This is a genomic window from Paenibacillus sp. FSL K6-1318 (assembly GCF_037976905.1).
Taxonomy (GTDB): domain Bacteria; phylum Bacillota; class Bacilli; order Paenibacillales; family Paenibacillaceae; genus Paenibacillus; species Paenibacillus amylolyticus_A.
The window spans coordinates 1,054,741-1,080,531 of record NZ_CP150270.1 but is presented as its reverse complement, the minus strand read 5'-3'; the positions used below and the strand labels follow the sequence as shown (position 1 = coordinate 1,080,531).

23 protein-coding genes are annotated in these 25,791 nt (G+C 45.2%); 8 read left to right on the top strand and 15 right to left on the bottom strand.

What is annotated here, in order from left to right:
• Positions 1-101 precede the first annotated feature (101 nt).
• The gene (locus NYE45_RS04715) at positions 102-653 is read left to right on the top strand and encodes a hypothetical protein (RefSeq protein ID WP_340015817.1); all 552 of its coding nucleotides are present in this window, start codon (positions 102-104) and stop codon (positions 651-653) included.
• Positions 654-768: 115 nt separating this feature from the next.
• Here NYE45_RS04715 and NYE45_RS04710 read toward each other — a convergent pair whose 3' ends face one another.
• The 4 genes from NYE45_RS04710 to NYE45_RS04695 form a co-directional block, all read right to left on the bottom strand.
• Entirely contained in the window at positions 769-1,908 is a 1,140-nt protein-coding gene (locus NYE45_RS04710) for a toxic anion resistance protein (protein WP_340015816.1), read from the bottom strand.
• 19 nt (positions 1,909-1,927) lie between these two features.
• Complete coding sequence (locus NYE45_RS04705) at positions 1,928-3,616, bottom strand: VWA domain-containing protein (RefSeq protein ID WP_340015815.1); 1,689 nt, start codon at positions 3,614-3,616, stop codon at positions 1,928-1,930.
• Positions 3,617-3,628: 12 nt separating this feature from the next.
• Positions 3,629-4,360: a hypothetical protein gene (locus NYE45_RS04700; RefSeq protein ID WP_340015814.1), complete on the bottom strand. Its 732-nt coding sequence runs from the start codon at positions 4,358-4,360 to the stop codon at positions 3,629-3,631.
• 761 nt (positions 4,361-5,121) lie between these two features.
• Positions 5,122-7,443 (bottom strand): beta-L-arabinofuranosidase domain-containing protein, encoded by a 2,322-nt coding sequence (locus NYE45_RS04695; RefSeq protein WP_340015813.1) that lies wholly within the window; start codon positions 7,441-7,443, stop codon positions 5,122-5,124.
• A gap of 182 nt (positions 7,444-7,625) precedes the next feature.
• Here NYE45_RS04695 and NYE45_RS04690 point away from each other — a divergent pair, with 182 nt between their 5' ends.
• Complete coding sequence (locus NYE45_RS04690; protein ID WP_340015812.1) at positions 7,626-8,390, top strand: AraC family transcriptional regulator; 765 nt, start codon at positions 7,626-7,628, stop codon at positions 8,388-8,390.
• 129 nt (positions 8,391-8,519) lie between these two features.
• Positions 8,520-9,032, top strand: coding sequence for a GNAT family N-acetyltransferase (locus NYE45_RS04685; protein ID WP_340015811.1), 513 nt, complete (start codon positions 8,520-8,522; stop codon positions 9,030-9,032).
• 321 nt (positions 9,033-9,353) lie between these two features.
• On the opposite strand, the gene NYE45_RS04680 is transcribed toward NYE45_RS04685, so the two are convergent.
• On the bottom strand, positions 9,354-10,397 hold the full coding sequence (locus NYE45_RS04680) for a 2,3-butanediol dehydrogenase (RefSeq protein WP_340015810.1): 1,044 nt from the start codon (positions 10,395-10,397) through the stop codon (positions 9,354-9,356).
• 116 nt (positions 10,398-10,513) lie between these two features.
• Between NYE45_RS04680 and NYE45_RS04675 the strand changes: the two genes are divergently transcribed.
• Positions 10,514-11,425, top strand: coding sequence for a LysR family transcriptional regulator (locus NYE45_RS04675; RefSeq protein WP_340015809.1), 912 nt, complete (start codon positions 10,514-10,516; stop codon positions 11,423-11,425).
• A 193-nt stretch (positions 11,426-11,618) separates the two neighbouring features.
• Here the strand turns inward: NYE45_RS04675 and NYE45_RS04670 are convergent, their stop codons facing one another.
• From NYE45_RS04670 to NYE45_RS04655, 4 genes are all read right to left on the bottom strand, one after another.
• On the bottom strand, positions 11,619-13,373 hold the full coding sequence (locus NYE45_RS04670) for a HAMP domain-containing methyl-accepting chemotaxis protein (protein ID WP_340015808.1): 1,755 nt from the start codon (positions 13,371-13,373) through the stop codon (positions 11,619-11,621).
• 296 nt (positions 13,374-13,669) lie between these two features.
• Positions 13,670-15,064 (bottom strand): amino acid permease, encoded by a 1,395-nt coding sequence (locus NYE45_RS04665; RefSeq protein WP_340015807.1) that lies wholly within the window; start codon positions 15,062-15,064, stop codon positions 13,670-13,672.
• 95 nt (positions 15,065-15,159) lie between these two features.
• Positions 15,160-15,441: a hypothetical protein gene (locus NYE45_RS04660; RefSeq protein ID WP_340015806.1), complete on the bottom strand. Its 282-nt coding sequence runs from the start codon at positions 15,439-15,441 to the stop codon at positions 15,160-15,162.
• A 155-nt stretch (positions 15,442-15,596) separates the two neighbouring features.
• Complete coding sequence (locus NYE45_RS04655) at positions 15,597-16,052, bottom strand: GNAT family N-acetyltransferase (RefSeq protein WP_340015805.1); 456 nt, start codon at positions 16,050-16,052, stop codon at positions 15,597-15,599.
• Between the two features lie 255 nt (positions 16,053-16,307).
• Here NYE45_RS04655 and NYE45_RS04650 point away from each other — a divergent pair, with 255 nt between their 5' ends.
• Together NYE45_RS04650 and NYE45_RS04645 are read left to right on the top strand one after the other, a co-directional pair.
• Positions 16,308-16,883 carry a GNAT family protein gene (locus NYE45_RS04650; protein ID WP_340015804.1) on the top strand — a complete coding sequence of 192 codons (576 nt, stop codon included), beginning with the start codon at positions 16,308-16,310 and terminating at the stop codon, positions 16,881-16,883.
• A complete protein-coding gene (locus tag NYE45_RS04645; RefSeq protein WP_340015803.1) occupies positions 16,880-17,227 on the top strand; it encodes a DUF1801 domain-containing protein in 348 nt (115 codons plus the stop codon). Before NYE45_RS04650 ends, NYE45_RS04645 begins: the two co-directional genes overlap by 4 nt.
• 587 nt (positions 17,228-17,814) lie before the next feature.
• Here NYE45_RS04645 and NYE45_RS04640 read toward each other — a convergent pair.
• The 6 genes from NYE45_RS04640 to NYE45_RS04615 all read right to left on the bottom strand — a co-directional run bounded on the left by NYE45_RS04640 (position 17,815) and on the right by NYE45_RS04615 (position 24,551).
• Positions 17,815-19,119, bottom strand: a complete 1,305-nt coding sequence (locus NYE45_RS04640) for a DUF1963 domain-containing protein (protein ID WP_340015802.1) — start codon at positions 19,117-19,119, stop codon at positions 17,815-17,817.
• Positions 19,120-19,224: 105 nt separating this feature from the next.
• Complete coding sequence (locus NYE45_RS04635; RefSeq protein ID WP_340015801.1) at positions 19,225-20,403, bottom strand: alanyl-tRNA editing protein; 1,179 nt, start codon at positions 20,401-20,403, stop codon at positions 19,225-19,227.
• 258 nt (positions 20,404-20,661) lie between these two features.
• Positions 20,662-21,414 carry an ATP-binding cassette domain-containing protein gene (locus NYE45_RS04630; RefSeq protein ID WP_340015800.1) on the bottom strand — a complete coding sequence of 251 codons (753 nt, stop codon included), beginning with the start codon at positions 21,412-21,414 and terminating at the stop codon, positions 20,662-20,664.
• A complete protein-coding gene (locus NYE45_RS04625) occupies positions 21,411-22,475 on the bottom strand; it encodes an iron chelate uptake ABC transporter family permease subunit (RefSeq protein ID WP_340015799.1) in 1,065 nt (354 codons plus the stop codon). The genes NYE45_RS04630 and NYE45_RS04625 overlap by 4 nt, the downstream gene beginning before the upstream one ends.
• Positions 22,472-23,497, bottom strand: coding sequence for an iron chelate uptake ABC transporter family permease subunit (locus tag NYE45_RS04620; RefSeq protein ID WP_340015798.1), 1,026 nt, complete (start codon positions 23,495-23,497; stop codon positions 22,472-22,474). Before NYE45_RS04620 ends, NYE45_RS04625 begins: the two co-directional genes overlap by 4 nt.
• Before the next feature lie 16 nt (positions 23,498-23,513).
• Positions 23,514-24,551 carry a siderophore ABC transporter substrate-binding protein gene (locus NYE45_RS04615; RefSeq protein ID WP_340015797.1) on the bottom strand — a complete coding sequence of 346 codons (1,038 nt, stop codon included), beginning with the start codon at positions 24,549-24,551 and terminating at the stop codon, positions 23,514-23,516.
• Positions 24,552-24,990: 439 nt separating this feature from the next.
• Here NYE45_RS04615 and NYE45_RS04610 point away from each other — a divergent pair, with 439 nt between their 5' ends.
• Positions 24,991-25,623 (top strand): LysE family transporter, encoded by a 633-nt coding sequence (locus NYE45_RS04610; protein ID WP_145146180.1) that lies wholly within the window; start codon positions 24,991-24,993, stop codon positions 25,621-25,623.
• Positions 25,601-25,765 (top strand): peptide-methionine (S)-S-oxide reductase, encoded by a 165-nt coding sequence (locus NYE45_RS04605; RefSeq protein ID WP_340015796.1) that lies wholly within the window; start codon positions 25,601-25,603, stop codon positions 25,763-25,765. Before NYE45_RS04610 ends, NYE45_RS04605 begins: the two co-directional genes overlap by 23 nt.
• Positions 25,766-25,791: the final 26 nt, after the last annotated feature.

Here is a 25,791-nt window from a genome sequence, read left to right as displayed (position 1 = left end):
GTAATTTTAAGAAAGCTTCACCACGAAAATTATGTAAATACATTCCTGTAATTTCTGGTATTGATATGTTAGGTTATCCATGGAATACAAACAAAAGGAGGATGACATTACATTTGAAGAAGTCGTGGATGATATCATTGATTACCAGTTTTGTTTTGCTTGGCGGGGTGCTTCTCTCTCCAGCCACTTCTGCCAATGCAGCCAAAGTAGCAACCTCTACATATTCAGATTCAGATGAGAGTTATGCAGAATTTAAAGAGTACACTAATCAGTTATTTGCTCTTGAAACTTATGAGGCCAAAGCCTTTACCGCTTTGGAAAGCATCGACACGCAGGTAACTTCAACGAATCGCAAGTCCATGTATCTTAAACTTACGAATACGGTAATTCCTAATTATACGAAATTGGTATCCAAGGCAAAACAAATCAAGCCTACCAATCCACAAATCAAGAAAATCCACGCCACATTTATCAAGGCAAGTTACACTCAGCTCGAAGGGTACCTGTTGTACCAAAAGGCGGTATCCAAGAATAAAGTGAATTACACGTTACTGAAACAGGGTAATGCCAAAGTAAACACCGCTAGTGTTCTAATGGATCAATGCGAACAACAGTTATACGCTTATGCAAGAAGCTTGGGGTATGACAGTTAGTTCTTCATAGAAACCCAAAAAGCGACCGTTCCTCATGTTTAATGAGGAACGGTCGCTTTTTCTAATTATAGAAATAAAGATAACAATATAAAGCGTATTTATCTCTCTCTTCTGATTACAGCCCCAGCTTCTGCCCTTTTTCCAACCGCTGAATCTGCTGCTCTCCGGTATCGGCAAGTTCACGGAACTGCGAGATAGTCTCCCTCATTCTCGGCAAAGCCTCCTGCTTATAAAGACTGATTGAATCGAGCGCAGACAACACATCGGTGAACGCCTGTTTCATCGTATCCACGGAGATGCTGGCTTCATATGCCTGCTTCTGGATGGCAATCCCCTGATCCTTAAGCATCTTGGATGTTCCGGCAATCAGATCGTTGGTTGTTTGGTTCAGCAACTCAATCTTCTGTAATACAATCTTCTGATTATACAAAGCGCTTGCTACCGTAACGGCAATTTTCAATGCCGAGATCGTTACATTCTTCGCACGGTCCACGCCTCGGATTAGTTCCTTATTATTGCGGATAACCACTTCAATCGCCATGATGCCCTGCTGATTCACGACCAGCATTTGTTGCAGATCCATGACCCGCTGACGGAGCGGGAATAGCACTTCTTCGGTAATAAATCGGACTTTCTCGGGATCCTCATTGCGGACCTTAGCCGCTTCAATCTGCGCGTCGATGGATTCATCCATGAGCACGCCAAGCTGGATTTCCTTTTGCAGTCGTTTGGTGAGTTCCCGCAGATTCTGCTGTTCAATTTCCAGCGTTGTATTATCGTTACGCAGGGTGGATCTGCCTTTATCCAAAGAGGTTACGATGTCAGCGATGACTGCGTCAGCTTTTTGGTATTTCAGGAAATAGGCACGAAGCGGATTAAACAATTTCCCGAGGAAACCGGTCTTGGCGAAGTCGACCACGCTCGGGTCGAGATCCTTCAGTTGCATATGCAGCTCGGTCAAGCCTTTGGCGACCTGACCGCCCTCGTCTCCCGTCTTGGACAGATGTCCAACGGAGACTTGAAGCAAGGCGTTTTTCTCGGAAGAGGATCTCATCGTGTTCATGCCAAAGCCGTCAATGGATTGCAAAATCTCTTTGCGCTTCTCCAAGGATTCGAGATCCAGTGTCATGATCATCTCTACGTTGGCATTTGCCACTTGTTGAAGCTCCGCGACCTCGGCGGGCACAGGTTTTACCTCTTCTTCGATCACCTTCTGAATTTCTTTCTGGCTCGGTATCTCCATTGAAAATGACATCTATAGTTCCCCCTTTAGATTACATCTGGACGTTAAACAGGTTTCCGATCTTGTACACGACATCGTCGGTATCGGCATTGATGCTTGCTGCTTCGTTAATGCTGGAGATGCTCTCCAAAGCCTTGATGTCCGCGTTGTACCCAATCGTATAGATTGGCACTTTGTACGTCTCGACCAGATCACGAATATCCTTCAGGGTATGACCTTCGTTGGTCTCGCCATCACTCAGGACAAAGATCAACGGCTTCACGTTTGGATTAGCAGCCATATAATCTTCCAGCATCTTCATTGCCACCACGATTCCATCAAAGGTCGCTGTACCACCGCCAGCTTGTAGACTCTCAACTGTTCCAACAAACATGGACTGCTGGTTCGTATCATACTTGGCAATCGGCAGATTCACGGTTACTCCGCTAGAGTAAGAAACAAGGCCAATACTATTCTCTGTGCCCAGGTACTTCTGACCTTTGCGCAGGGACTCCTTCAGTCGGTTAAGTGGTTCGCCGTCCATGCTTCCGGATACGTCCGTCACGAACACGGCGGCAATGGGTTTACTGCCGTTCTTCTTCTCTTTCCATACTTTCTGTGCAGACAGCAACGTGCCGCCATCCACGGTAGCCAGTTCGGATTTGTAATCCTGCAAACCGTTGAAGCCAAACTCTTCTGCCGATTGTTGGTACTTCGCCTGGGTTACGAATTCCGCGAACTTCTGGATGATCTCCTGTTTGTTCTGTGGCAGTTGACCGAGTGCATACAGCGGACTGTCATGTCTCACGCCAAACGGTGTAAAGACGTATCCGTTCTTCAGATCAGCGGTATTCACATACGTCTGATATTCGAGTACAAAGGCATCCAGTCTGCCAGACTTGGCAGCTTCCCGCATCTGAATCGTTGTTGAAGCGGTAAACGGCACATTCGTCTGGAACTTTTCGAACCCTTCAATAGCCTTCTCTCCCAGCGGATTAGCGCTGTCATACGTATTTAGTGCCGTCACCAGGAAGTTCAGTCCTGTAGAGCTGGCAAACGGATCGGTGTATCCCATCGCGAGTTCATTGTTCGCAATCGCTTCGGTTACGGTTTTCACATTAACGGAGCCGTACGTATCAACCAGTACGTCATACTTGGCTTTGGAAATAACAATCCCCGGAACGTTCCCGACCAGTCGCTCGGACACCATCTGCGTCTTCACCCCACTGGCCTCAACCATCTCGCCCCACAGTTCGTTGGAAGGTGTAAATGCATCCGGTATATACTTGCCAGACTTGATATAATCGGTAGCCGTACCGGAGGCAATATTGCGGATTTTAACCGATACCTGTTTGCCCCCTACGGTAATATTAGCTTTGTTGAAATCGTCACCCACCTCGGTTAACCAGCCGTCTACCCCGCTGCCCGACTTCTCTGTGGAAGAGAAGATTTCGACGTAATCATTCGTTGTATTCTCTACAGCGATCGGAAATTTCGAGATGTCCGGCAGAGATTCTGCCACATCGACCGGGTCGAGATCAATCTGTCCTTTGAGCGGTTCTGCCGTTGCTGGTGCAATGTCCGCGTACAGTTTGCCCAGTTCCTTACCTGCATTCTCTGTGCTCACCTGTGTGGTCGTCTTGCCAAAGTTCGATGTTAGTGTAATCCCTGCATAGACCAGACCGAATACAAGTACCAGCATTACAATTGATATGAAAAAAAACTTACCCTTCTTGGCCATACGAGCAACCCCTCACTGTCTGTATAATTTGGTGTGCTTGATTAACTGATCAATCTCCTGCATACAAGGCATCTGTTCAATATCTCCGGCTTCAAAACTGTCGAGGCGTGAAATCTCGAGTAACAACTGATCCAGCTTGAGCAGAATTTCCTCATTGGTGTGGAGGGCATTCTTCACATAAGACAGATAATCGTTGTATACCTTGGTTTTTTCCTGAAAAAGCTTCTGGGGAATGCTTTCGGATTTGGATTTCATCATGTTGGCATAGTCGGCTTCATCGAATACATTCAACCGGTTCAGTACACTGCGGATATTCAGGTATAACAGCTTCTCCACTTCCAATGTGACTGATGCAAATTTCTTGTAGCTCAGTTCTCCGGGATCAAACCGCTGATGAAGCACATTCAGGAGTGTTTCTTTCTTCTTTTTCATCCGGCTAAGTTGGGACAGCCCCAGCGTAATATCTTCTTCGAGGACTTTGATGCGTCTATAAAAAGATAGTGCTTCCACATAATCTTCATGTGTTTCGATATGCTTCACGGGCAGGACTATCGGCTGTCTGAACAGCCAAGTGTAACTGCCATATAAGAGTGCCATTGCACTGCCGAACAGAAGGGTAACGGATAGCGCAGTTGTAAATGCCCCTCCCCCGAAATTCAGCCCGATAAAGCCGGGTGAGAATGCCAGAACATTCACAGCCACAATACCGGAGATCAACCCCAGCAATTTTATGTACTTGATCATGTTCAATCATCCGACCTCCTTTCATGTTATATATTGGTGCTTCATGTCGTAATTTTCCTGTTCAACTTATTCTTATTGTACATGATGTTAACGCTCTCAGGTGGATAACATTGGATATTTGGATACTCCTAATATACGTGGTTTGGGCTTATCCCATTTCATATTTTCAGGGACAACGTGGAACTTGATAGGTAATTTTGTGGTCAATCCGTAGAAGTTTGTCTTCTAGAACTGAAGATGGTGGAAAAAGAATTGTTATCAGGTAATACGTGGAAAATAGCTATGCGTGTCATTTTTTATATAAGACTTGTCTGAAAAAGGGCAATGCAAAAAGGACGAAATGGAGATCATCCGGTTTCGCCCTTTTTACGTTGGTTCATTATTTTTCGTGTTTCCTCTACCTGAACTTGAACAGCGAATCCATCGGGATTACCAGTTCGGGATATATAACCGTTCATTTTCTCTAAAATACACATCAAACGGGGCAACAAACACAAAACATTTCCGATTCTGAAAAAAAGTCCGCAAAGAGAAGTGCAGCTCACCCACAATAAACTGGTGCGATGAAGTAGGTACTGGCGAGATATTAAAAGCTCTGCCGTTAATTAATTCCCATGATCCTTCCCATGTTAACCAATCCTGAAAGCTATAAGTACCTTTATTGTCGGGTTTGCCACACTTCCATCCTCCTCTTCAAACTAACCGTATTTTTGCTTTCATTATAACACTGTGTTTTGCGCCTTTTCACACCATGCCTGTTATTACGAAAAGATGGATTCCGGTTTGCTTCGCGTGGTGCGTACCTCTACAACTTTCCCGGCACATCCATTGTCGCCCTTCGCCTGGAACATTACCGTAACGCTGTCTTTGCCTGATGTAACCGCCTCCGGAATATCGTAGGTCACATAGAACACTTCGCCGATTTTGTTCATATGAATTCGCTGCTCTCCGATGACGGTTCCATCCACGGTAATGCTGAATTGTCTGTCGTATAACGTACCTTCCCGTTCAAACGGCGAATGATCTCCGCCCCAATAGGCCACGCATAGGTAATTGGCTGCGGCTCGATCCACTGCCAGCTGATAACTGAAGTAAGCTCCACGGACGCCAAAAGCCTCTCGCCACATATGCAGCTTGTTACGGCCATCCGTGGTAGAACCGTTATGTTGCTCACCACGGCAATTGCTATCCAGTTGATGTCCGATCTCATCCTGCTGACCATCCGCCTGCACTCTGTCGATCGTGATATCGTTCAACTCTTTCTCCAACGCATCACCTTCGTCGTTAAACGGCCAGTAAACGGTATAAAATTCATGATGCACATCATAGAACGGAACAAGCTTCACGGCTTCGCCCGTGGAAGTGACATCCTTGCTAAGTTCAAATGTTAACGTGCCTGCATCCACGGACTTGATCCATTCTCGTACATTCTCTTGCTCCGTCCAAATTACAGGTACAGGTGCAGTCTTGGGATTCAGCGCTGTTTCGTCCACAATCGTATCCTCGGGAAGCCCCTCGCTCCCTAGCGCACCGGCAAGTACGATTGGCCCGTACAGGAATGCCACCTTATGGGCATCATCCCGCGAGGTGTACTGGCGGAGTGACATCGGCAGTGTGATTGTGATGACATCGCCCGCTGTCCATGTGCGGTCGATGGAAAGATAGCCGGGTTCCATCCGTGTATACGGATGTTCCGTATGCCCGTTAACTGTTGCCGTCATTGGCTCTTGCAGCCATGAGGGTACGCGTAGTCTTAGATGGGCCGAGGCGCTGCCTCCGGTGATCGTCAGGGTCACCTTTTCCGAATAAGGAAAGTCGGTTGCGAGCTTCAGGGATATTCCCTGAGATGTCCAATCCAGCTGGGAAGCGATATACAGGTTGACGTACAGGTCCTGTTCATCCTCGAAATAGATGGCCTCGGCATATTTGCCCGGGTTCTCCATGCCTGATCCTGTGCAGCACCACCAAGCGGTGTCGTGAGTACCGTAGATTTTGTAGTGGCCTTGCAGCGTTGACGCAAAATACGTCTTGTTCCCCGTATCCGGGTCCTGCGTGCCGAGGATGTGATTATAGATGGCGTTTTCATAATAGTCCATGTAGGCGCTATCGGGATTCCAGGCGAAGAGTTGTTTTGTCAGATGCATCATGTTGTGGGTACAGCAGCTCTCTCCTGTCTTGATCCCGAGACTCTCCATGCCCTTCGCTTCGTAATGCTCCGATATGCTCGTCGCACCAAATACATAGGAACGATGATGAATGGTCGTATCCCAGAAAAATTCTGCTGCTGTCCGGTAACTCTCGCGGGAGTGATCCTGGTTGTAGATCTCGGCTGCACCGATCACTTTGGGAATCTGCGTATTGGCATGCCTGCCTTGAAGCTCATCCTGCTTCTGTTCCAAGGGTCTAAGGATCAACTGATGGGTAAACTTATTAGCGATCTCAAGGTATAGGGCTTTGCCCGTAATTCCATACAAATGTGCAAATACCTCATTCATGCCCCCGTGTTCACTTTGAAGCATCGTCTGCATCTGTTCTTCTGTCATCGGGAGCAAGCCTTCTACAGCCCAGTCTGCAAATCGAGTAACCACCTCAAGTGCCTGTCCGTTGCCAGTCAGCTTATAGGCGTCAATTAGGCCGCGGTAGATTTTGTGCACACTGTACCAGGGAACCCAGTATTCACCGATGTTGAATCCACCGATATGTTGGGCGCGGAATGCCATGTGGAAAGCTTCTTCCGACAAACCGCCGATATACCCACTTCCCGTGGTCTGCTGGATTCTTGCCAATTCGGTGACAGCATAATCCAGTCTTCCTTTTAACGTAATATTCCCGGTGGCTTGATACGTCACAGCCAGAGCAGACAGGTAATGTCCGAGGGAATGCCCACTGATGGTGCGTGCCTCCCAACCCGCGTAGCGTTCTTTTCGGGCAGGTAACCCATGGGCTTCAAAGCATGGAGCCAGAAATCGATCAATATCCAGCGATAACAGATAACGCTCCCCCACCTCTTGTGATGTTTGGAACACACCATTTAGCAGATCTACATGCTCCGGTCCCAGAAATCCTTTTTTCGTATCAATCATTACACTCACTCCTTCTCGGGATGTAATAGATATCCATTCATTCTTGAGGGGTAAAATCCGTTTTATTAGCTACAAGACTAATACTCATCAATCCACTTTAGAGCTTGAATATCCCCATAGTATCAAATAAAATACAATTACATCAGACTCATAATCCAAGAAAAGGTGGATAAATCCGTCCTATGCAAAAGCCACTGGAACATTACCTGTGCGGCAAGTTCATATCCGAAGGCAACTGGAGCCACATGAGACGCAGCATGCCTGTTCATGAGATCATTTTGATGCTGGAAGGTGAGATGTACATCGCGGAAGACGAGAAACAATATGTGGTTCGTGCCAATGATCTGTTGTTGCTGCGCGCTGGTCACACCCACTATGGCTACCGGATTAGTGACGCCCCCGTCAGCTTTTACTGGGTTCATTATGATGCCGTGCAGGCCGAATTCAATCGCTTTAGGACACATGCCACCATTCAGGTACCTTCCATGGCCAATCAGTTATTCAAGCAATTGCTGCATGTGTCATCCTTCTCACGAGAAGAAGCCGACGCTGCTTTGTTATTGTTGTTCAGAGAACTGGAGCGGAATATAGAGGTGGATTATCGCCCGCACAATGCAATTGTGGACCATATCTGCAAGTGGGTGGATATTCATCTGCATACGAACATCACGGTGAGTCAGATTGCTGAAAATTTTAATTTTAACAAAGACTATATCTCCAAAATGGTGAAACGTGAGAAAGGTACCGGACTCAAAACCTATATCCTCACGGAAAGAATTCGCCGGGCGAAGCAGTTGCTGCTGAACACCAATGCCAGTGTAAAAGAAATCGCCGGACAGTGCGGCTTCTCCGACTACAAGCTGTTTCTGCGCATGTTCAAGCAATACGAAGGCAATACGCCAACCGAATATCGCAATCATCTGTATTCCACACAGCTCAATCGCTGATGTGCTTTGATCTATAGAAATGACTGAGTTAACTATAGAAAATTTGAATGAATCGAATCGATTCCGTTATGGTAAAATGCAAGAAAACTCTATATCATACTTAACCCATAAGAGAAGAGGAATAAAAAGATGACAACGGCTGCCGTTACGATTCATCCTGCCACAGAAACAGACCATCCAGAGATAGTAGATATCCTTGTTGCAAGTTACGCCGAGTATCGGGAGACATTTGAACAAAATGAACGTTGGGAGGCTTACCTAAAAGACATTAGAGAGTCTGTGGTTAATCCGTACCTGACACAATTATGGATCGCCAAGATTGATGATCAGATTGTCGGTACAGTTCAATTATTCGAAACAGCGCACAAGGCATATCCTAACTTTGAATTGCCGATCGATTATCCATTTATTCGCTTGTTGGGTGTCGATCCAAAATGGAGAGGCCACGGAATCGCCAGAGAATTGCTCCAGCAATGCGTAGATTCTGCCAAAGAGATGGGCAAAAATACGGTGTATTTATATACGGGTGGTCAGATGGTCAACGCCATCCGTTTGTATGAGCGTTTTGGATTTACAGAGGATGAGGAATTCAGCTCCGTGAGTAGCGGGGGCAAGGCGATCTGCTACCGTTATGATTCCTAGTGGAGCGTAACAGCAACCCGCGAGTTGCGAGCGGAGAATGAAACGTAAAAGACCGTTCATCATCATGAACGGTCTTTTTTACGTTTATAAATGTCAATTATATAAGTTGCACTAATCATTTACACGATAACGGAGAGGACAGAAAAAACCTGAAAAAGCGAAGCGTTCGCCTTTATCCCCGGATTTCCCCTTGAGAAAAGGAAATTAAAAAAATCTGGGGATAACAGCGATTGGAAGGTTATTCTGTCATCGTAGTGTCAGTGTAAACAATCTTTAGTTCAACTTATATAGCATTTGAAATGATACAATGCTATTGATTTTTTACCCGCCAATCTCCACCAAAATCTTCGCATGGCTCTTGTCGCTCATCAACAGTTCAAGTCCTTCCTGCACGATATCGTCCAGTTTGATTTTCTTGGTGATGACCTGTTTCACATCGAGCGATCCTTCCGCAATCAATGAGATTACTTCAGGGAAAATGTGGCGATATGCCAATGTTGCCGTCAGATTCGCTTCTTTGACCAGAAGATCGAAGAAGTTCACTTGAAGCGGATTCGGAATCGCTGCGATGACAACGACTTCCCCACCTTTTTTGACAACCGCAACGGCGCTGTCCATCGTTGGCTGCACACCTGCTGCTTCATAGGCCACATCGATGCCACCCGATTGTTGCACGATCACTTCCGTTGCATTGACTTTGGCACTGTTTACCGGAATGGCTCCCAGCTTGGCTGCTAAGTCCAAACGTTCCTCAAATACATCGACTGCATAGATTTCAGAGGCTCCTGCTGCTTTGGCAGACAAAATCGTCAATAATCCAATTGGACCGGCTCCGTATACGGCTACCTTATTCCCCACTTTCAGCTTGCTGTGACGAACCGCGTGGAAGGCTACTGCTGTAGGCTCTACGAGCGCACCTTCTTCGAAAGATACGTTATCCGGTAAGGGATGAACCATGTATGCTTCAACAACAACATACTCTGCAAAACCACCATCACCATTCAGTCCAACGAATCCAAATTGAGTACATTGGTTGTAACGCCCCTGGATACAGTACTCACATTTTCCACAATGGTACAACGGCTCCACCACAACACGGTCACCTACACTGATACCGCTTACATTACTTCCCAATTCACTGACCGTTCCTGCAAATTCATGACCCAATGTCAACGGTGCTTTCTGTCCTGATAGCGGATGATTCTCGCCTTCTTGAATCCCTACACCATGATGATAGGCATGCAAGTCACTGCCGCAGATCCCCGCATATTCCACTTTGATTTTGACTTGACCCGCTTGAGCAACCGGAACCTCCCGCTCTTCCACACGCACGTCTTTATGGGCATACCATACTGCTGCTTTCATGAAGTTCATCCCCTTTATATGATTGTCTATATATTATATCGCTGTTCATGTATTATTCATATTTATAGATACTAATGTTAACATTAGTTATATTAATGCTAAACGGAGATGAAATCATGAATCTGGAACAGCTCGAATATGTCGTTGAAATTGCGAAGACGCAATCATTCTCCGCCGCCTCAGAGCATCTACATGTCACACAATCGGCAATTAGCCAATCGGTTCACCGTCTGGAGAAAGAATTGGGTATCATCCTGTTCGAACGCTCGCGGCAGGGAACTCATCCCACTCCCGAAGGCAAACAATTCATTGCCAAGGCACTGGACATTTTACAGCGGATTGATGAATTGAAATCCCTGAACGCAGAAGCCTCTTCTCTTACGGGAGAGCTTCATGTGGCTACTTTTCCAAGTGTCATGCCTTATCTTGTTCAATCTGCTGCGGATATGAAGCATGAGCACCCCCAACTTAACATCTCCATTGAAGAGAAAGGGTCCATGGAAATTATCGAGGATATTCGCAACAACAAAACCCATCTGGGCTTTATCGCGATCTATACCAAACAATTGCGGGAATTCGATGGACTTCACTTCAGTCCCATGTACTCGGGCAAGCTGGTCGTCGGTACGCATCACCTGTCTGAACTTGCCAAACACAGCCGTGTTACACCGAATCAATTAAAAGAACACAAGCTGGCACTCTATCGAGACGGTTTCATCGAAGACTTTATCCAGGAATTCACCTATGATCACGGGCCTCTGTCCATTCTGTTCAAAACAAATAATTCAGAAGCGATCAATATGGTATTAAGAAACGATATTGCCGCCACGATTGGTCATGACTTTTCCTTTCACCAAAATCAATTATGGAAAGAAGGTCTGGTGAAGATGGTTGAGATTGCTGGAATTGATCAACCGAAAATGCAGATTGGCTTCGTACAGACGGAATCCAAGGAGTGCGCCGTAGCCGCAGAACGATTCGCCCGACGCTTCAGACAGGCGATTGAGCTGGATCATTTAATGGTTTAAACGTGAGCATTTTGCATAAATCCCCTTAGCGTCTTTCAATCAACCGTGAGCGGTATGATTCGAATTATGCAAAATGCTGACGCAAAAAAGTGCTCCACGCTTTGAAGAAAGTTTTGGATAAACACCAACTTCTCCAAGAACGGAACACTTTTCTAACTACCGCTTTCGTTACTATTACTACATTTTACTCAAGTTATACTTTCACTTTGCGTACGGCTTCGCTCATCTCGTTGGTCTGCTGCTCCAGCATCGTGGAGGTCTGCGCTACCCTGTTGAACATGGCCGATTGTTCACGCATCAAGCGATAGATTTCATCCGAATGATCTGACACCCCGGCTGAAATCTGGGAGATCGTATTGACCGAGGCTGCGGCCTCTTCCGATCCTGCCGAGATTTCCTCTGCCGCCGCGGAGACTTCCTGAATGCGACGGGTCACCAGTTGGAACGCATCAACCACATGGGCGAATGCTTGCTCCGCGTCTGCGGTAATCGTAACACCTTGCCCAATCTCCGTTGCGGTAACGCCCATCCGTGAGCCGATCTGCTGTGATTCTTGTTGAATGCGAAGCAGCAGATTCGAGATCAGTTCCATGGATGTGCTTGAGGCCTCCGCAAGCTTCCGAACTTCGTCCGCCACAACGGCAAAACCCTTGCCATGTTCTCCTGCATGTGCTGCCTCAATGGATGCATTAAGCGCAAGCAGCTTCGTCTGACTCGCAAAATCACGAACCGTATGCAGCGCACCACCAATTTCCTCGGAGTAGTTGTTCAGCACCTGAACCATCGCTACAACTTCACCTGAGACATTCGAGATGCTCTCCATCTGTGTTTTCATCAGTGACATGCTCTGTTTACCCGACTCCGCCGTAGCAAGCGCACTTGTTGCCGCATCCGATACAACCATCGAGGATTCGGATATATCCGTTATGCCTTTTGCGATTTCTTCCATCGCATGCGCGCTATCGCTCGCACCCTGCTTCTGTGTATGTGCACCCTGTCTAATCTGTTCGACAGACTGATCAACCGTCTTGCTCATCTCAAGCATCTCTTCGGTACTGCGATTAAATTCCTTGGTTGACTCCGATAAAATATCTGTAGTTACGGCTACCCCTTCAACCATGTTACTTACAATTTTATTCAAGTTTCCGGACATATGTATCATCGCTTGGTATGTCGTTCCAATCTCATCTTCGCTCCGCAAACGATACGACGTCAAAATTTGATTCGCTTCTGCAAGCTCACCCTGTGCCATTTTTTCCACACTCGCCTTCAGCGGTTGGAGTGGTCGCAGTCCCCTTACGATAAACCACATGACAACAGCAATACCTATAAGTGTAATTAGTAACAATAAAGCATAGAAGGGAATACTTGATTTCATTATATCTGACTCAATGCTCCCGATCACCGATACCGCCGTGTCGATACCAATCACACCTGTTACAGCCCCATTACTATCCAGCATGGGAGCGTAAGAGGAAATATAGTCACCGTACTCTTCATTGTTAATAATCGAAGAACTGGCTGTCTGCCCCTGCAACAGCTTCTGAACAGCATCCTGTGGCACATCCGTTACTTCATTAATCGGTGAGGCTTTGTCTGCATCCTTCATGCCATCAACCATAATAAGTGGCGTACCTTTGTCATCTATTTTGACGAAATACACATACATTGCACCAATACTTACACGAAAGTCATCCAGTTCATCACGAATCTTCAAGAATTCGTCATTCTCCTTGGGGTCCTTGGCAAACTCGGCATAAGATGCTATATCCAGCTGATTCACATAACTCTGAGCAATCTGGATATTGTAACTCGAAATGGCCTCCTGTGCAGCTAGCTTCATATTAGCCACCTGTAACAGCATGCTTCCAACGGCTATAATCGTAATGACCAGTGTAACTACTGCAACAATGCGTACAACCAAACGTTTTCTAAAAAAACCGATCATCCGCTCCTCTTCCTCTCCCGTGAACCCAAGCCTTTTTGACTAGGCGCTACCCAAAAAACGCATGCTTGAAGCACTAAGTATGGGAAAATAGTAAACGAATATGTCGATTTAGGCAAGAAAATATTGGGTTTACATAAAAACGCTATCATGGCTGTGGTAGCTTTGTTCATTGGAGCTGCATTTAGGCTTAATTTCTTAGGATTTGTTTACGTTCCTTGCAGCAAAAAATGATAAAAAAAACACCCCGACGCGAGCGCCGAGATGTTGTGGTGTTTTACATGTGAATGTCACAAATATTAAACTGTCCGTCCATCTGTCTTCCTGAATCGAATCAGGGACCAGATAATTAGCAACGCAAGCACGGCAAGACAGATGCTAATACTGAACCGATTACCTTCATCAAATACAAACATCACCGCAATCACACTAAGACATAATACAACGACTCCGGTAATGTAAGGGAATCCCCAAACTTTGAAGGTCGGTTGCACCGGATATTTCTTCCGCAGTTTCAACTGCGATGAGGCAATACAGATCCACACAAGAATTACCACAAACCCAGGCACTGCGAGCAATACGCGGAACAGCTGATCCTGCGCGAACAGGCCAAGCAAGGAACCTCCAAGCAGGACGACCGAGCACACCAGAAGTGTGTTAACCGGGCTGCCGTTGCGATTTGTCTGTGACAATGCCTTTGGAGCTTCCCCGCCCACTGCCATGGAGTGCATCATCCGGGATGCACCGTAGATCCCTGAATTCGCAGCAGATAGAACCGCCGTCACCAAAATAAAGTTCATAATGTGTGCCGCTCCCGGCAGTCCCGTAGATGCGAGTACCTGTACAAACGGACTGCTCTCTGGCCCGATCTCATTCCAAGGAATGAGACCACAGATGATGAGAATCGGCAAGGTGAAGAACAGAATAATTCTGAGCATGAAATTGCCCACAATCTTAGGCATCACTTTTTCTGCATTTTCCGTCTCGGTCAGGGTCAGACCAATCAGCTCCGATCCCCCATAGGAGAACATGACCACAAGCAGTGCCGAGAAGATCGATGACCATCCGTTCGGGAAGAACCCGCCTGCTTGCGTGTAATTTTGCAGATAAGGGGTGTTATCACTTGGAATAATGCCAAAGATCAATCCTGCGCCCAGGAAGATAAAAATAATGATCATGGCAATTTTGATCCCAGCTAGCCAAAACTCAAATTCCCCGAACACACCCACACTGAGCAGATTAACCAGTATAATGAACGCCGCACAAGCCAGACTCAGCATCCACAGCGGTACTTCACTGAACCAATACTGCAAAAAGCTCCCGGCGGCAATCACCTCAATGACACACACCGATAACCATAGAAAGCAGTACATCCATCCCATAACAAAGGAAACTCTGCTACCGAATGCTTCCTGCACGAAGTCTTTCATATTTTTGTTCTTGTACACCGTAGCCATCTCCGCCATCGCGGCCATAACGACCAGCAGCAATAATCCGGCAAAAATGTACGTGACGATCACGCCCGGACCTGCGAGTCCAATCGTCTCTGCACTGCCTTTGAAAATTCCGGTTCCAATGACACCACCCATAGCCATAAAACTGATGTGTCTTGGTTTAAGCTTCTTCTGTAGTGTTCCTTCTGTCTGAGCCAATTCAAGTCCTCCTGATGTAAAAAACGTCTGTAATGCTGTCATATTTCATAGACATAATGTCCAGTATACCCTATTGTCCATCAATCAGCCCAGAAGTTCCTTATGGCCAATTCATCCCAAACGAATAGGGACACAACCTATGTTTTATACCCCACAATGGCACGAAGCAATCTGTGTATAATCCAGCTGATCAAACTGTACACTGCCCCATAGATGAACCAAGCGCCTATGTTACTACCCATTGTTGAAAGATCACTCGCGATATACAACAAAGGCAGCATAAAAGAAATAATCAGCGCAACCCAGAGTCTAAACCATTTGGCAAAATAACTGCATACTCCTAGCACCACTGCAATGATGGGACATAACATCAAGACAGCAAACAGCGGATTCATATGATCAAACCACCAATATATCATGCACGACTCCTCCACCCTTTTCATAGCATGGTCCATGTTGCGTCATTGAGTTTATTCTACTCTTTTTCCAAATTTCAATATGTATGATATGTTGCAAAATTAAAAAACCAGCATCCTGTAAAAAAACAGAATACCGGCTTCTCATGCGAATCGATTTAGATTATCTTTGTCATAAACGTACTGTTCGGATCCAATATATAATCCGCGAAGGGTTCGCAGTATTCGAATCCGAAATCTTCATACAACTTCCGTGCCGGGATAAATGAATCCATGGAACCCGTCTCCAGACTGATTCGCTTATAACCACGATCTGTAGCAACCTCTATAATATGGGCCAAAATCTTTCTCGCTACGCCTTTTCTCAGATGAGCCGAAGCGGTACGCATCGACTTCAATTCTGCATGTTCCGAATTAAGTTCTTTGATAGCCCCGCAACCGAGCAAGTCGTCCCCTTCCCATGCACACCAGAAAGTAATTTCGGGCTTCTTGAGTCCATCCAGATTCAACGCATGAATACTCTCTGGAGGGGAGTCCGCTGCCATCCCTTGCAAGTGCTCTGCGATTAATGCTTTAACTTGCGCTCCACTCAAATCATCCACTTTGATCTCCAAAACGTACCACTCCCGCCGACATTATTATTGGTTCTATCACTGAATGTATATCAATCATTTCATCTTACTACCGTGGTAAGTTTTATGACAAGAGGTTGCTTCTATCCACTAAAATACGCTATTGTGATTCACCTGTAATTTCCAGTATGATGAGGCTATCAGATGCCAAAGGGGCGAGGTCTATTGCGAAATATACATAGAGTTACATGTGAAACTACGGTGAAGCAAGCTTAACTTAATTTAAAGGAGACCCCTATGACACTCACTACGGATAACCTGTTTTATAGCAAACGATTAAAGATGACGCCACCACGCTCTGAAGACGTGCAGACCATGCTGCAATGGAACGAAGACCCGGAGTACCTTCGGAATGTGGATACTGATCTGGCCATTCCCTATTCAGAGAAACAGTTGGAAGATGAGGGCGAAACGAAGAACAAGGAAGTCTACTTTAGACTGCGCACGCATGAAGAGGATACGCTGATTGGTTTTGTCGTCATTCACAGTATTGAATGGAATAACCGCTGCGGACAGCTTGCCATTGGCATCGGACTTGCCGAACATCGCAACAAGGGATATGGTACGGAAGCGTTGAATCTTATTTTACGATATGCATTCCATGAAATGAATCTGGACCGGGTTGGCCTCGATGTCATCGCCTACAATGCCAAAGCAATCCGTTCCTATGAGAAGGTTGGTTTTCAGTTGGAAGGTCGGGCACGCTCCGCTGTATATCGTGATGGGAAGCGTTACGACCGCTTGATGATGGGAATCCTAAGACCAGAATGGGAAACACACAATCCAATCCATACGGAGGGTGAACAAGCATGACCAAGAATGCAGAAGTCACTGCGTTTATTGAACAGATTCAGATCCCCTGGCAAGTAGAAGTCGCTGGACAACTGCGTCAGTTGGTGCATGATACCATTCCTGATGTGCAGGAACGCGTGCAATACAAGAAACCTCATTTTTTGAAAAACGGAAAGTACGCTGCGGTCATCTCGCCATCCAAACAGGCCGTGTCTTTTACCATCTTCCATGCAACCGGACTAGATCTACCCGATGGAATATTCGAAGGCCCGGAAGAGCGCAAAACGATCAAGCTCAAGGAAAAAGATACGCCTGACTATGAATGGTTGGCTGGTTTGTTAAAGCAGGCATCTGCGGACTTGTAGACAGATGTAGTGAAGAGGCGATGTTCATACGAAGCAGTAGTAATTTAGGTGGTAATGTGCGGAACGTATGGTGTGGGCCGTAATGTGCGGGTGATGTGTATGGGGTGAATTTAGGTTTGGGCGCAGTGCTAACGAATCGCATACACCTTATTTTGCATTAAAACAAGCATATGAAATTCTAACGAATCTCAGCAGTCTTATTGCAGAAAAATCCTCTGATTTTCTTCGATAAACCCTGCCAAGAGGAAAAATAACGTGGCTACGATTCGTTAGAATTCTATACTGCTGCAAAATCGCCCAATAAGACGTGCTGGGTTCGTTAGACTGTGTGAGTACGACAAGCTACCTCTGCACGCAGATGAAAAACCAATCCAACGTTTCTCTAGTGACTGAATAACATAACCGGCTAACTGTAGAAAAAAAGCCCTCATTCATCATGCGCAGGACAAAAAGGCATCCCGTAAGTTCATGAAGTTCAAGAACTTACGGATGCCCTTTGTTTTTGTCTGTCTACTACTGCCATTCCAACCTGAAAAGCCCTGTTATATTACTAATAAGATGATTGCTTATAATCATAGCTTCCACTATCAAGATTGCTGGTAGGATACGGCTGTCATCTGACACGGCTCACATAGGAACATGTAATACATGCCCTCACCATGTTTCTCAACCTCGCCCCAATCCAGTTGTGCGACGGCCTTCATTCTCGTGGAACAGGTCGGACATGTTGGATACTCCGCATCCTGAACCCATCCCGGATGTCCGCCGACCTGAGATAGTGATGGCTCCATCGCCCATTCACTGGCATGGAATGCATGACGCGATGCATTCGCAATCCGAAACTGCTGGCCAACATCCGGTGCAAGTTTACCATAGTCGTCCAGGTCAATCTCGTCCATTCCCATAGGCATAACATTATGTGAGCTCCATAACGGTTCCCCTGCTCCCTCCACCTCCATGTAAACCACACCGTAACTGCTGCATATCACGCAGGTCTGGATTTGAAGTTGCTGAGCATGCCAAGAAACGTCCTTCAGAGCTGGATGCTTAACATCCAGATTAATTAAGGTGGTTAACGCACTACCACACCATGGACAGCAATTGGCACTAGGGGTCAGCAACGAGAACGAATCTCCGAATGATTCCACGCTAGTTCCTTCATTATCTTTTACTTTATAGAGTGAATAACTTGGGGTGATGAATAATTCCCTGCGCTGCCCGTCTTTCGTGAGCTCCCAACCCGCTTCAGTGGCGTAATGCTCTGGTGCAACGTACAACTCACTCGCCCAAGATGGCGGAGACTGTCTCCACTGCCGGAACTGCTGCACCACAACATCATCCCCGATATGGGCCAGCATGTGCAATATGTGGTTCCGATTCTCATCATCGGTGTTCACCTGCTGCAAGAGATGATCACGAGCCTCACCCGAGGCACTTTTATACAAAATGGCAGGATAATAGATCTCCTGTTCCAGCAGCTCAGGAATTTCGGCAGTCAACGATATATCGTGGTAGCAGACGAGGTATAACAGGATGTCTTTGCAGGTATCCTCATCGCCTGTACGAATTTGTTGCATCGCATAATCCTTCATCTGATCTTGTTGCTCTACAGACAAGGACAGATATACTTGTTCCTTAGATTGTTCATATGGCACATAACGAATTAGCGGATCGCGAACCTGAGGTTCGTGCATGATTTTCAAAATTTCGACCGGGTCTGTGATACCTGCATACAAGTTCACGTCACGTCGATTCGCTTCAATGTATCTCTGGCGCTCCTCACGCTCCATCTCCTGCTTGCAAGGCATGCAATAACCACCCGTTTTGGCCGCTGTTGCTGGTAAAATGGTATTTGCACACCCTTCCCGTATACACGGAATTCGTTCTGTCATATTCCAACCTCCTTCAACTATTGGCAATGGAAAACACGCCACAATGTGACGTGCTTGTCCCTTACTCCTATTTCAATACTTCCTGTCCGTAAAAGAAAATGCGAATCAGTGATGTCCCAACTGGTCCTTGGTGAACTCATAAAAGGCGAGCGCATCTTCGCTGCTGGCAAAGCCTGCCTGAGCCATCTTTTCACTACCGCCACCTTTGCCCTGGTAGGCTCCAAGATTGCCTTTAAAGAAAGGTCCACAAGCCCATTCGGGCGGCTGTCCGTTCTGTGCCAGAACGACTTTGGCCTCTGAGATACTGGCAAAGAGTACAAGGCCTTCATGGTCTGCCGTCAGCTTGGTTGCCAGGCTCTGCATATCCTTGAGCGATTTGTCTTCAAAGACTTGAGCAATCACCAGCCCTTGCCGAGCAGCCAGAAGTTCCTCCGCATAATAGGCATCATTGGTTGTTTTCACTGCATTCAATTCAGTTTGCAGCTGTTTTTGCTCCTGCTCCATTTTCTCAATGCGCTCCAATAATTCGTCCTTGCTGGTCTTTAATTTAACCATGATGCTGTTGAGCACATTTTGTGTAGCTGCGAATTCATTCAGCGCCCTTGTTCCACATTTGAAATAAATGCGGGTGCCGCCCTTCACTTTTTCAGTTTTCAACAGTTTGATGATGCCGATCTCACCTGTCGCCGACACATGCGTTCCGCCGCAGGCGTTATACTCCACACCTTCGATCTCGACGATGCGAATGTCCTCCGTTACGGTAGGCTGCTTCACCAGTGGCAATTGTGCCGCCTCTTCTGCTGTAACCCAGGACGTGTTGATGCGAGCATTACGATAGATCTGACGATTCACTTCTTGTTCAATGGCAGTCAATTGATCCGCTCCCAGTTCAGCCGCAGCCACATCAATCGTGTCAACCTCCGTACCAAGATGGAAACTGAGCGTCATCGCTTCAGTCAGCTTCAGCGTGATTGCCGATAACAAATGCTGACCCGTATGCTGCTGCATATGATCGAATCTGCGCTCCCAGTCAATCTCACAATGTACTTCAGTCTGTTCAGGGGCGCGTTCCAGCTTATGCCATACGTCATCATCTTCAATGTTCACATCCAGCACAGCGATGCCACCAATTTGCCCCAGATCACAAGGCTGTCCGCCCCCATGCGGGTAAAAAGCTGTCTCCGCCAGCGTGACATATACGCCATCTTCCTTGTCCACTTTGCCTGTAATCGTTGTATGCCACTCTCTTGTGTAAGCAGAGTCATAATAGATTTTTTGCGTCATTGAATCATCCCGATCCCTTCTCGTTCAAATGGGTTTTCATAATCTCCAGATTACACTATCTGGAACCCTCAAGCCAATTTATGGCATACAAAATCGATTTCCATACCCAAAATAACGCTCTGTGAGCGAAAATACCTTTTGAACAAGAAAGAAAATTTTGCAGGAGGATTCTCGGCATTGAATAAAAAAAAGCAGAGTGAATAATCACTCTACTTTCTAAAATCGTTTTAAACAAACAACTTTATTAAACTCTTGTAGCTAATAGATCGCTATCGGTCCATACGGACCATCGATAATTTCAATTTTCGTTTCGAAAATATCTGTTAAAATTTCAGGGTCCATCACTTCTTCTACGGTTCCAAAAGCGGCGATTTGTCCATCTTTCATGGCACATATTCGATCCGAATATTTGGCGGCAAAATTGATATCATGCATAACTGTCAGAATGGTTCTTCCGAATTCATTAGCCGCATATCTCAAATGCTCCATCATCCGAACAGAACGCGCAACATCCAGATTGTTCAAAGGCTCGTCCAAAAGTACATATTCCGTCTCCTGACACAAAACCATGGCGACATAAGCTCTTTGCCTTTGACCACCAGAAAGCTCATCTAAATATCTATTTTCCAGATCAGTTAAGTCTAGAAAATCAATATATTTAGAAATAATAGCTTCATCCTCATCCGTTAATCTTCCCTTAGAATAAGGAAACCGTCCGAATCCGGCAAGTTGCCTAACGGTAAGCCTTGTGACAAAATGATTTTCTTGTCGTAAAACCGTTACAATCTTGGCCAGGTCCCTTGATTTGGATGTGGAAACATCCATATTGGCAACCGTAATCTGACCTTCATCCAAATCCAAAAGTCTTCCGATCATCAGAAGTGTCGTCGACTTCCCCGCACCATTGGGTCCAATTAAAGATGTAAGACCTGCTTTGGGTATATGAATATTCAAAGGACCAATCTCTACCTCGGCTGCATAGGACTTTTTGACATTATTGATCTGTATCATAAAGAACCCTTCCTTAAAATCACAATTAAAAATGTTAGCCCGCCAACCAATTCTATAATAATAGAAACAACACCTTGGGCATTGAAAACATGATTCATAATAAAGTATGCACCGGTTAAGATCACAAACCCTATCGCAAGAGCCATTGGGAAAACATATCTGTGATCATAGGTTTGGGCGGCCTGATAACTCAAAATCGCTACTAAAAATCCATAGAATGTTAGTGGTCCAACCAAAGCCGTCGAAATAGCCATCAAAATGGAAACCAGGACCAGCGTGTAAATCACACTACTTTGATGTTTAGTTCCCAAGGAAGTCGAGACATCCTTACCCAGCGACAATACATTTAACCTCTTGGCATTAGCAAGCAGCAGGATCGCTGCAATGATGACGATAGGAATCGCAATCGGGAAATAGGCAGAATCCGCATTATTCACGGAAGCAAACATTCTTGCCTGCAAAATATCAAACTCGGACGGTGCTAGAAGTCTTCTCATAAATGAAGATACGGATCTCAGCCCGGTCCCAATGATAATACCGACCAAAAGCAGAAGCTGTAAATTGCCGTATTTTCCGGAAAGCAGCCATCCATAAAGAATCAAACACATGATGACCATTGCAGCAACTTGATACAAGAAGGAATCAACACCGCTAAAATTCACAAATACCGTAGCACCGAGGAAAAATATAGTACTCGTATGAATGGTTGAATAGATCGCATCAAAACCTAAAAGGGACGGAGTTATAATTCTGTTATTCGTAATCGATTGAAAAGCAACCGTGGATAAACTTTGGCAAATTGCAGCGATAAGCATTGAAACCAGAGCGACTACCCTTCTTGTAACAACTGGTATAAAAGAAGGTGAGGTCACCGGGACGGGATTGTTATAAACCAGTAGTCCAACCGATGCAAAAACGCCCAGAACAATCAATGTGATCAGCAAAATCCAATAACGCTTTTCTTCTTTCTTGGTACGGAAGGCTCTAGCTGATCTTTTTTTAGGACGACGGCTAGAATCGATTTCGATATTTAGTGGATTTCTACTTGCTAAGTCGCTCATCTTACCCTCCTTGTTGACCGCCTTTGTCTTAACAAAATGACAATAAATACGACGGCTCCCACTGTTCCAAGGATCATCGAGACAGGTATTTCAAAAGGCATGATGATGACACGAGACAGGATATCACAAACAATGATACTGCCCATCCCTAATAAGCACACCCATGGCAAATTGCTCCTGAGATCGTCACCCCTAAACATGGAAACGATATTGGGGACAATTAACCCTAGAAAAGGCAAGTTCCCGATGACAGCTGCAACGATTCCAACGGCCAGTGAAATAAGCGCAGTACCCAAAAGAATGATCCTGTCATAATTTACGCCAAGACTGGTAGCGACATCTTCCCCTAGTCCGGCTAAAGTCAAACGATCAGCAAAAACAAAAATAAGAATAGTCACCAATACAATGAGCCATAAATATTCGTACCTGCCAATTTGCACAGATGAAAAGGAGCCTGCAAACCAGCTTTCGATATTTTGAGTCATTTGGAATACAAGTCCAACGAAAGTTGAAAATGCAGAAATGACTGCTCCAAGCATCATCCCAATAATGGGGACAACCAAAGATGAACGGAGTTTAACTTTCTTTAGAAACATAAAAAAAATCATCGTTCCTATAAAAGAAAAAATGATTGCACCAGTCATTCTTAGTGTTAAGCTCGGTGCAGGAAAGACCAGATAAATAAACATGATCCCCAGACCTGACCATTCCATTGTTCCTGTTGTGGTAGGTTCCACCAAGCGATTCTGTGTAATAAGCTGCATGACCAGTCCAGCCATTGCCATGGCGGCACCGGTAAGCATTAATGCAACAGTTCTTGGGACACGAGTAATGAAGAACATCTCCATTCCATCGGCTTGTCCTCGTATGTCATAGACTCCAATAAGCAGTGATGTAATGCCTAAAATAATAGTGGCTATAATCGCAATGATAAAAGGTATCGTCCATAGCTTTTTCGGATGATGACGCTGGGGTTGAGAATTCTCAACCCCAGCTAATTTTGGTATTAAATTTTTCTGCACTGCAGCATACTCCCTTTTACTGTTTAGCTAGAGCTTTCGTAAGATTGTTAATCAACTCCAAGAACGTTTCGATGGATTCATTGGTGTACGTGTCGTTTGGAGCATAAACAATTTGTTTTTGAGTAATAGCAGTGGTGTTTTGCAGAGCAGGTGAGTTATCAATAACGTCCTGAGCCGGAACGGCACCTTCTTCAGCAGATACAGCTGCATCCCGATCCAGTACGAAAATCCAATCCGGATTGCTTTGCGCGATCGCTTCAACAGAAATATCATCACCTTGATGATCAGAAGAAGATTTGTCCACTTCTAGTGCCGGAACCCAGCCGAAAATGTCATACAATGGTCCCCATACACGTCCAGTAAGCGGAGCCGAGAAACCGATGTTTCCACCAGAAACGACAACACTCATAATTTTATCTTCACCGTTATAAGCAGCCTTAGCTTCTTCAATAGCTTTATCAAAATCAGCAATCAGCTGGCTAGCTTCTTCTTGCTTCTCAAAAATTTTCCCTAAATTGGTTGTTGCATCTTTAAGGCCATTAACAAAGTTATCTCCAGGTGATGCTGTTTCTTCAAGCTCAATATTAAGGTCAATCACTGCTGCATTAGGCACTAATTTTTTGATGTCTTCATAGAAGCCAGCAAATCGTTGACCAACAATGACAAGGTCAGGCTGTATCGAAGCCAATAGTTCAAGATTTGGTTCGCGATGATTTCCAATATTTTGTACCGATTCATCCGCCACATATGGTGAATCCGCAGGCATTACATCCTTCGGCGCTGCTGCTAATTTGACACCCCAAGTGGACAGCGTCTCAAATGTTCTGTTATCCAGAGCAACGATCTTCGTTGGATTTACTGGCACAGTTACCGTTCCATGAGCATCCGTAATTTCAACAGTTGTGGGTGTAGCTGTAGTAGCAGCATCGGAAGTTGTAGCCTCTGTATTCGCAGTATCCGTCGTAGCAGGTTCATTACTTGAACAAGCTGCCAACACCAAAGTTAAAGCTGCAACCATGATAAACATTAATTTTGAAGAAATAGATTTTCTCATGTAATTTATATCCCCCTAGATTTAGAAAATTTGGATTCCCACTCAGCGTACTGCGTTGGATAAACTCAGTATCATATACCTCCTCAGACGTAAATTTAGAAAATAATCTTAACCCCTTTTCACGGTAGTGCTGAGTAACAAAACAACAAATGATAGTGATTATCAATATCAATAGGTTATATTATAACAAGTTAGACGGCATTTTCAACAACCTAATTGTTTTAATTCATGGCGAAATTATGAACCAAATATTCTATTCTATGTATTTATATGCATAAAAAAACAACATTTTATAATGATGTACAATGAACAATCTGCATCCATCTGAACTCTATCATTGAGTGACCGCTTGATATTACCAAGTGTATATTGTAAATTAAAAAATACACTTTTATTGTATACAGTAAAAATGAATCATAGATGTGGAAGGATATGTTCAATGGATATTTATCTTAAGTATTTTTTAATCGGTCTTGCCATAGCCATGCCTGTTGGAGCAATTACAGTAGAAATGACAAAGCAAGGATTGAAAAATGGGTTTATTCACGGATGGGCCGTCGGTATTGGTGGCATGACCATCGACATTTTACTTATACTTGCTCTGTACTTCGGCTTTGCTTCCGTACTGGCCTTGCCGTATGTTCAAACACCTCTCTGGATCGTAGGTGCAGGGTTCCTCGCATATCTGGGTTACGATTCAATTAAAAATGCCGATAAAGATATCACTCCGGCAGATGAAAAGACACAGAAATCATTTTTTAGTACATATCGAAACGGATTGCTTGTTGCAGTATCACCTGGTAACTTAGTATTTTGGGTTTCCGTATTTGGTGCGGTTCTTTCCCAATCCTATAGTTCTTCCCATTCAGGAAGCTTTGCCATTGCAGCATTTGGAGTAATGAGCGGAATTTTGATTCATGATTTAGGCCTGTTATCTATTGTTTCCGTAACCAGAAAAGTAATGAGCCGCCAAATGATTCGTTGGGTTTCGGTCATTGCTGGTATCATGTTGCTCGGATTTGCTCTATATTTTGTGTATGAATTCGTAGTTGGCCTCATTCAATTCTTTTGATCGAAAAAGTCAGTATCGTGCCGTCATTTTATATCATACGGAGGAACAACACGTTATTGCAGAGAAATCAAAGACAGATTTAGACCAGTCCGGACGCTTCCTTGAGCCGGTTGTGACAGCTATCGAAGCACGAAGTGATTAAAAATTCTGGAGTTAAACGATATTCAA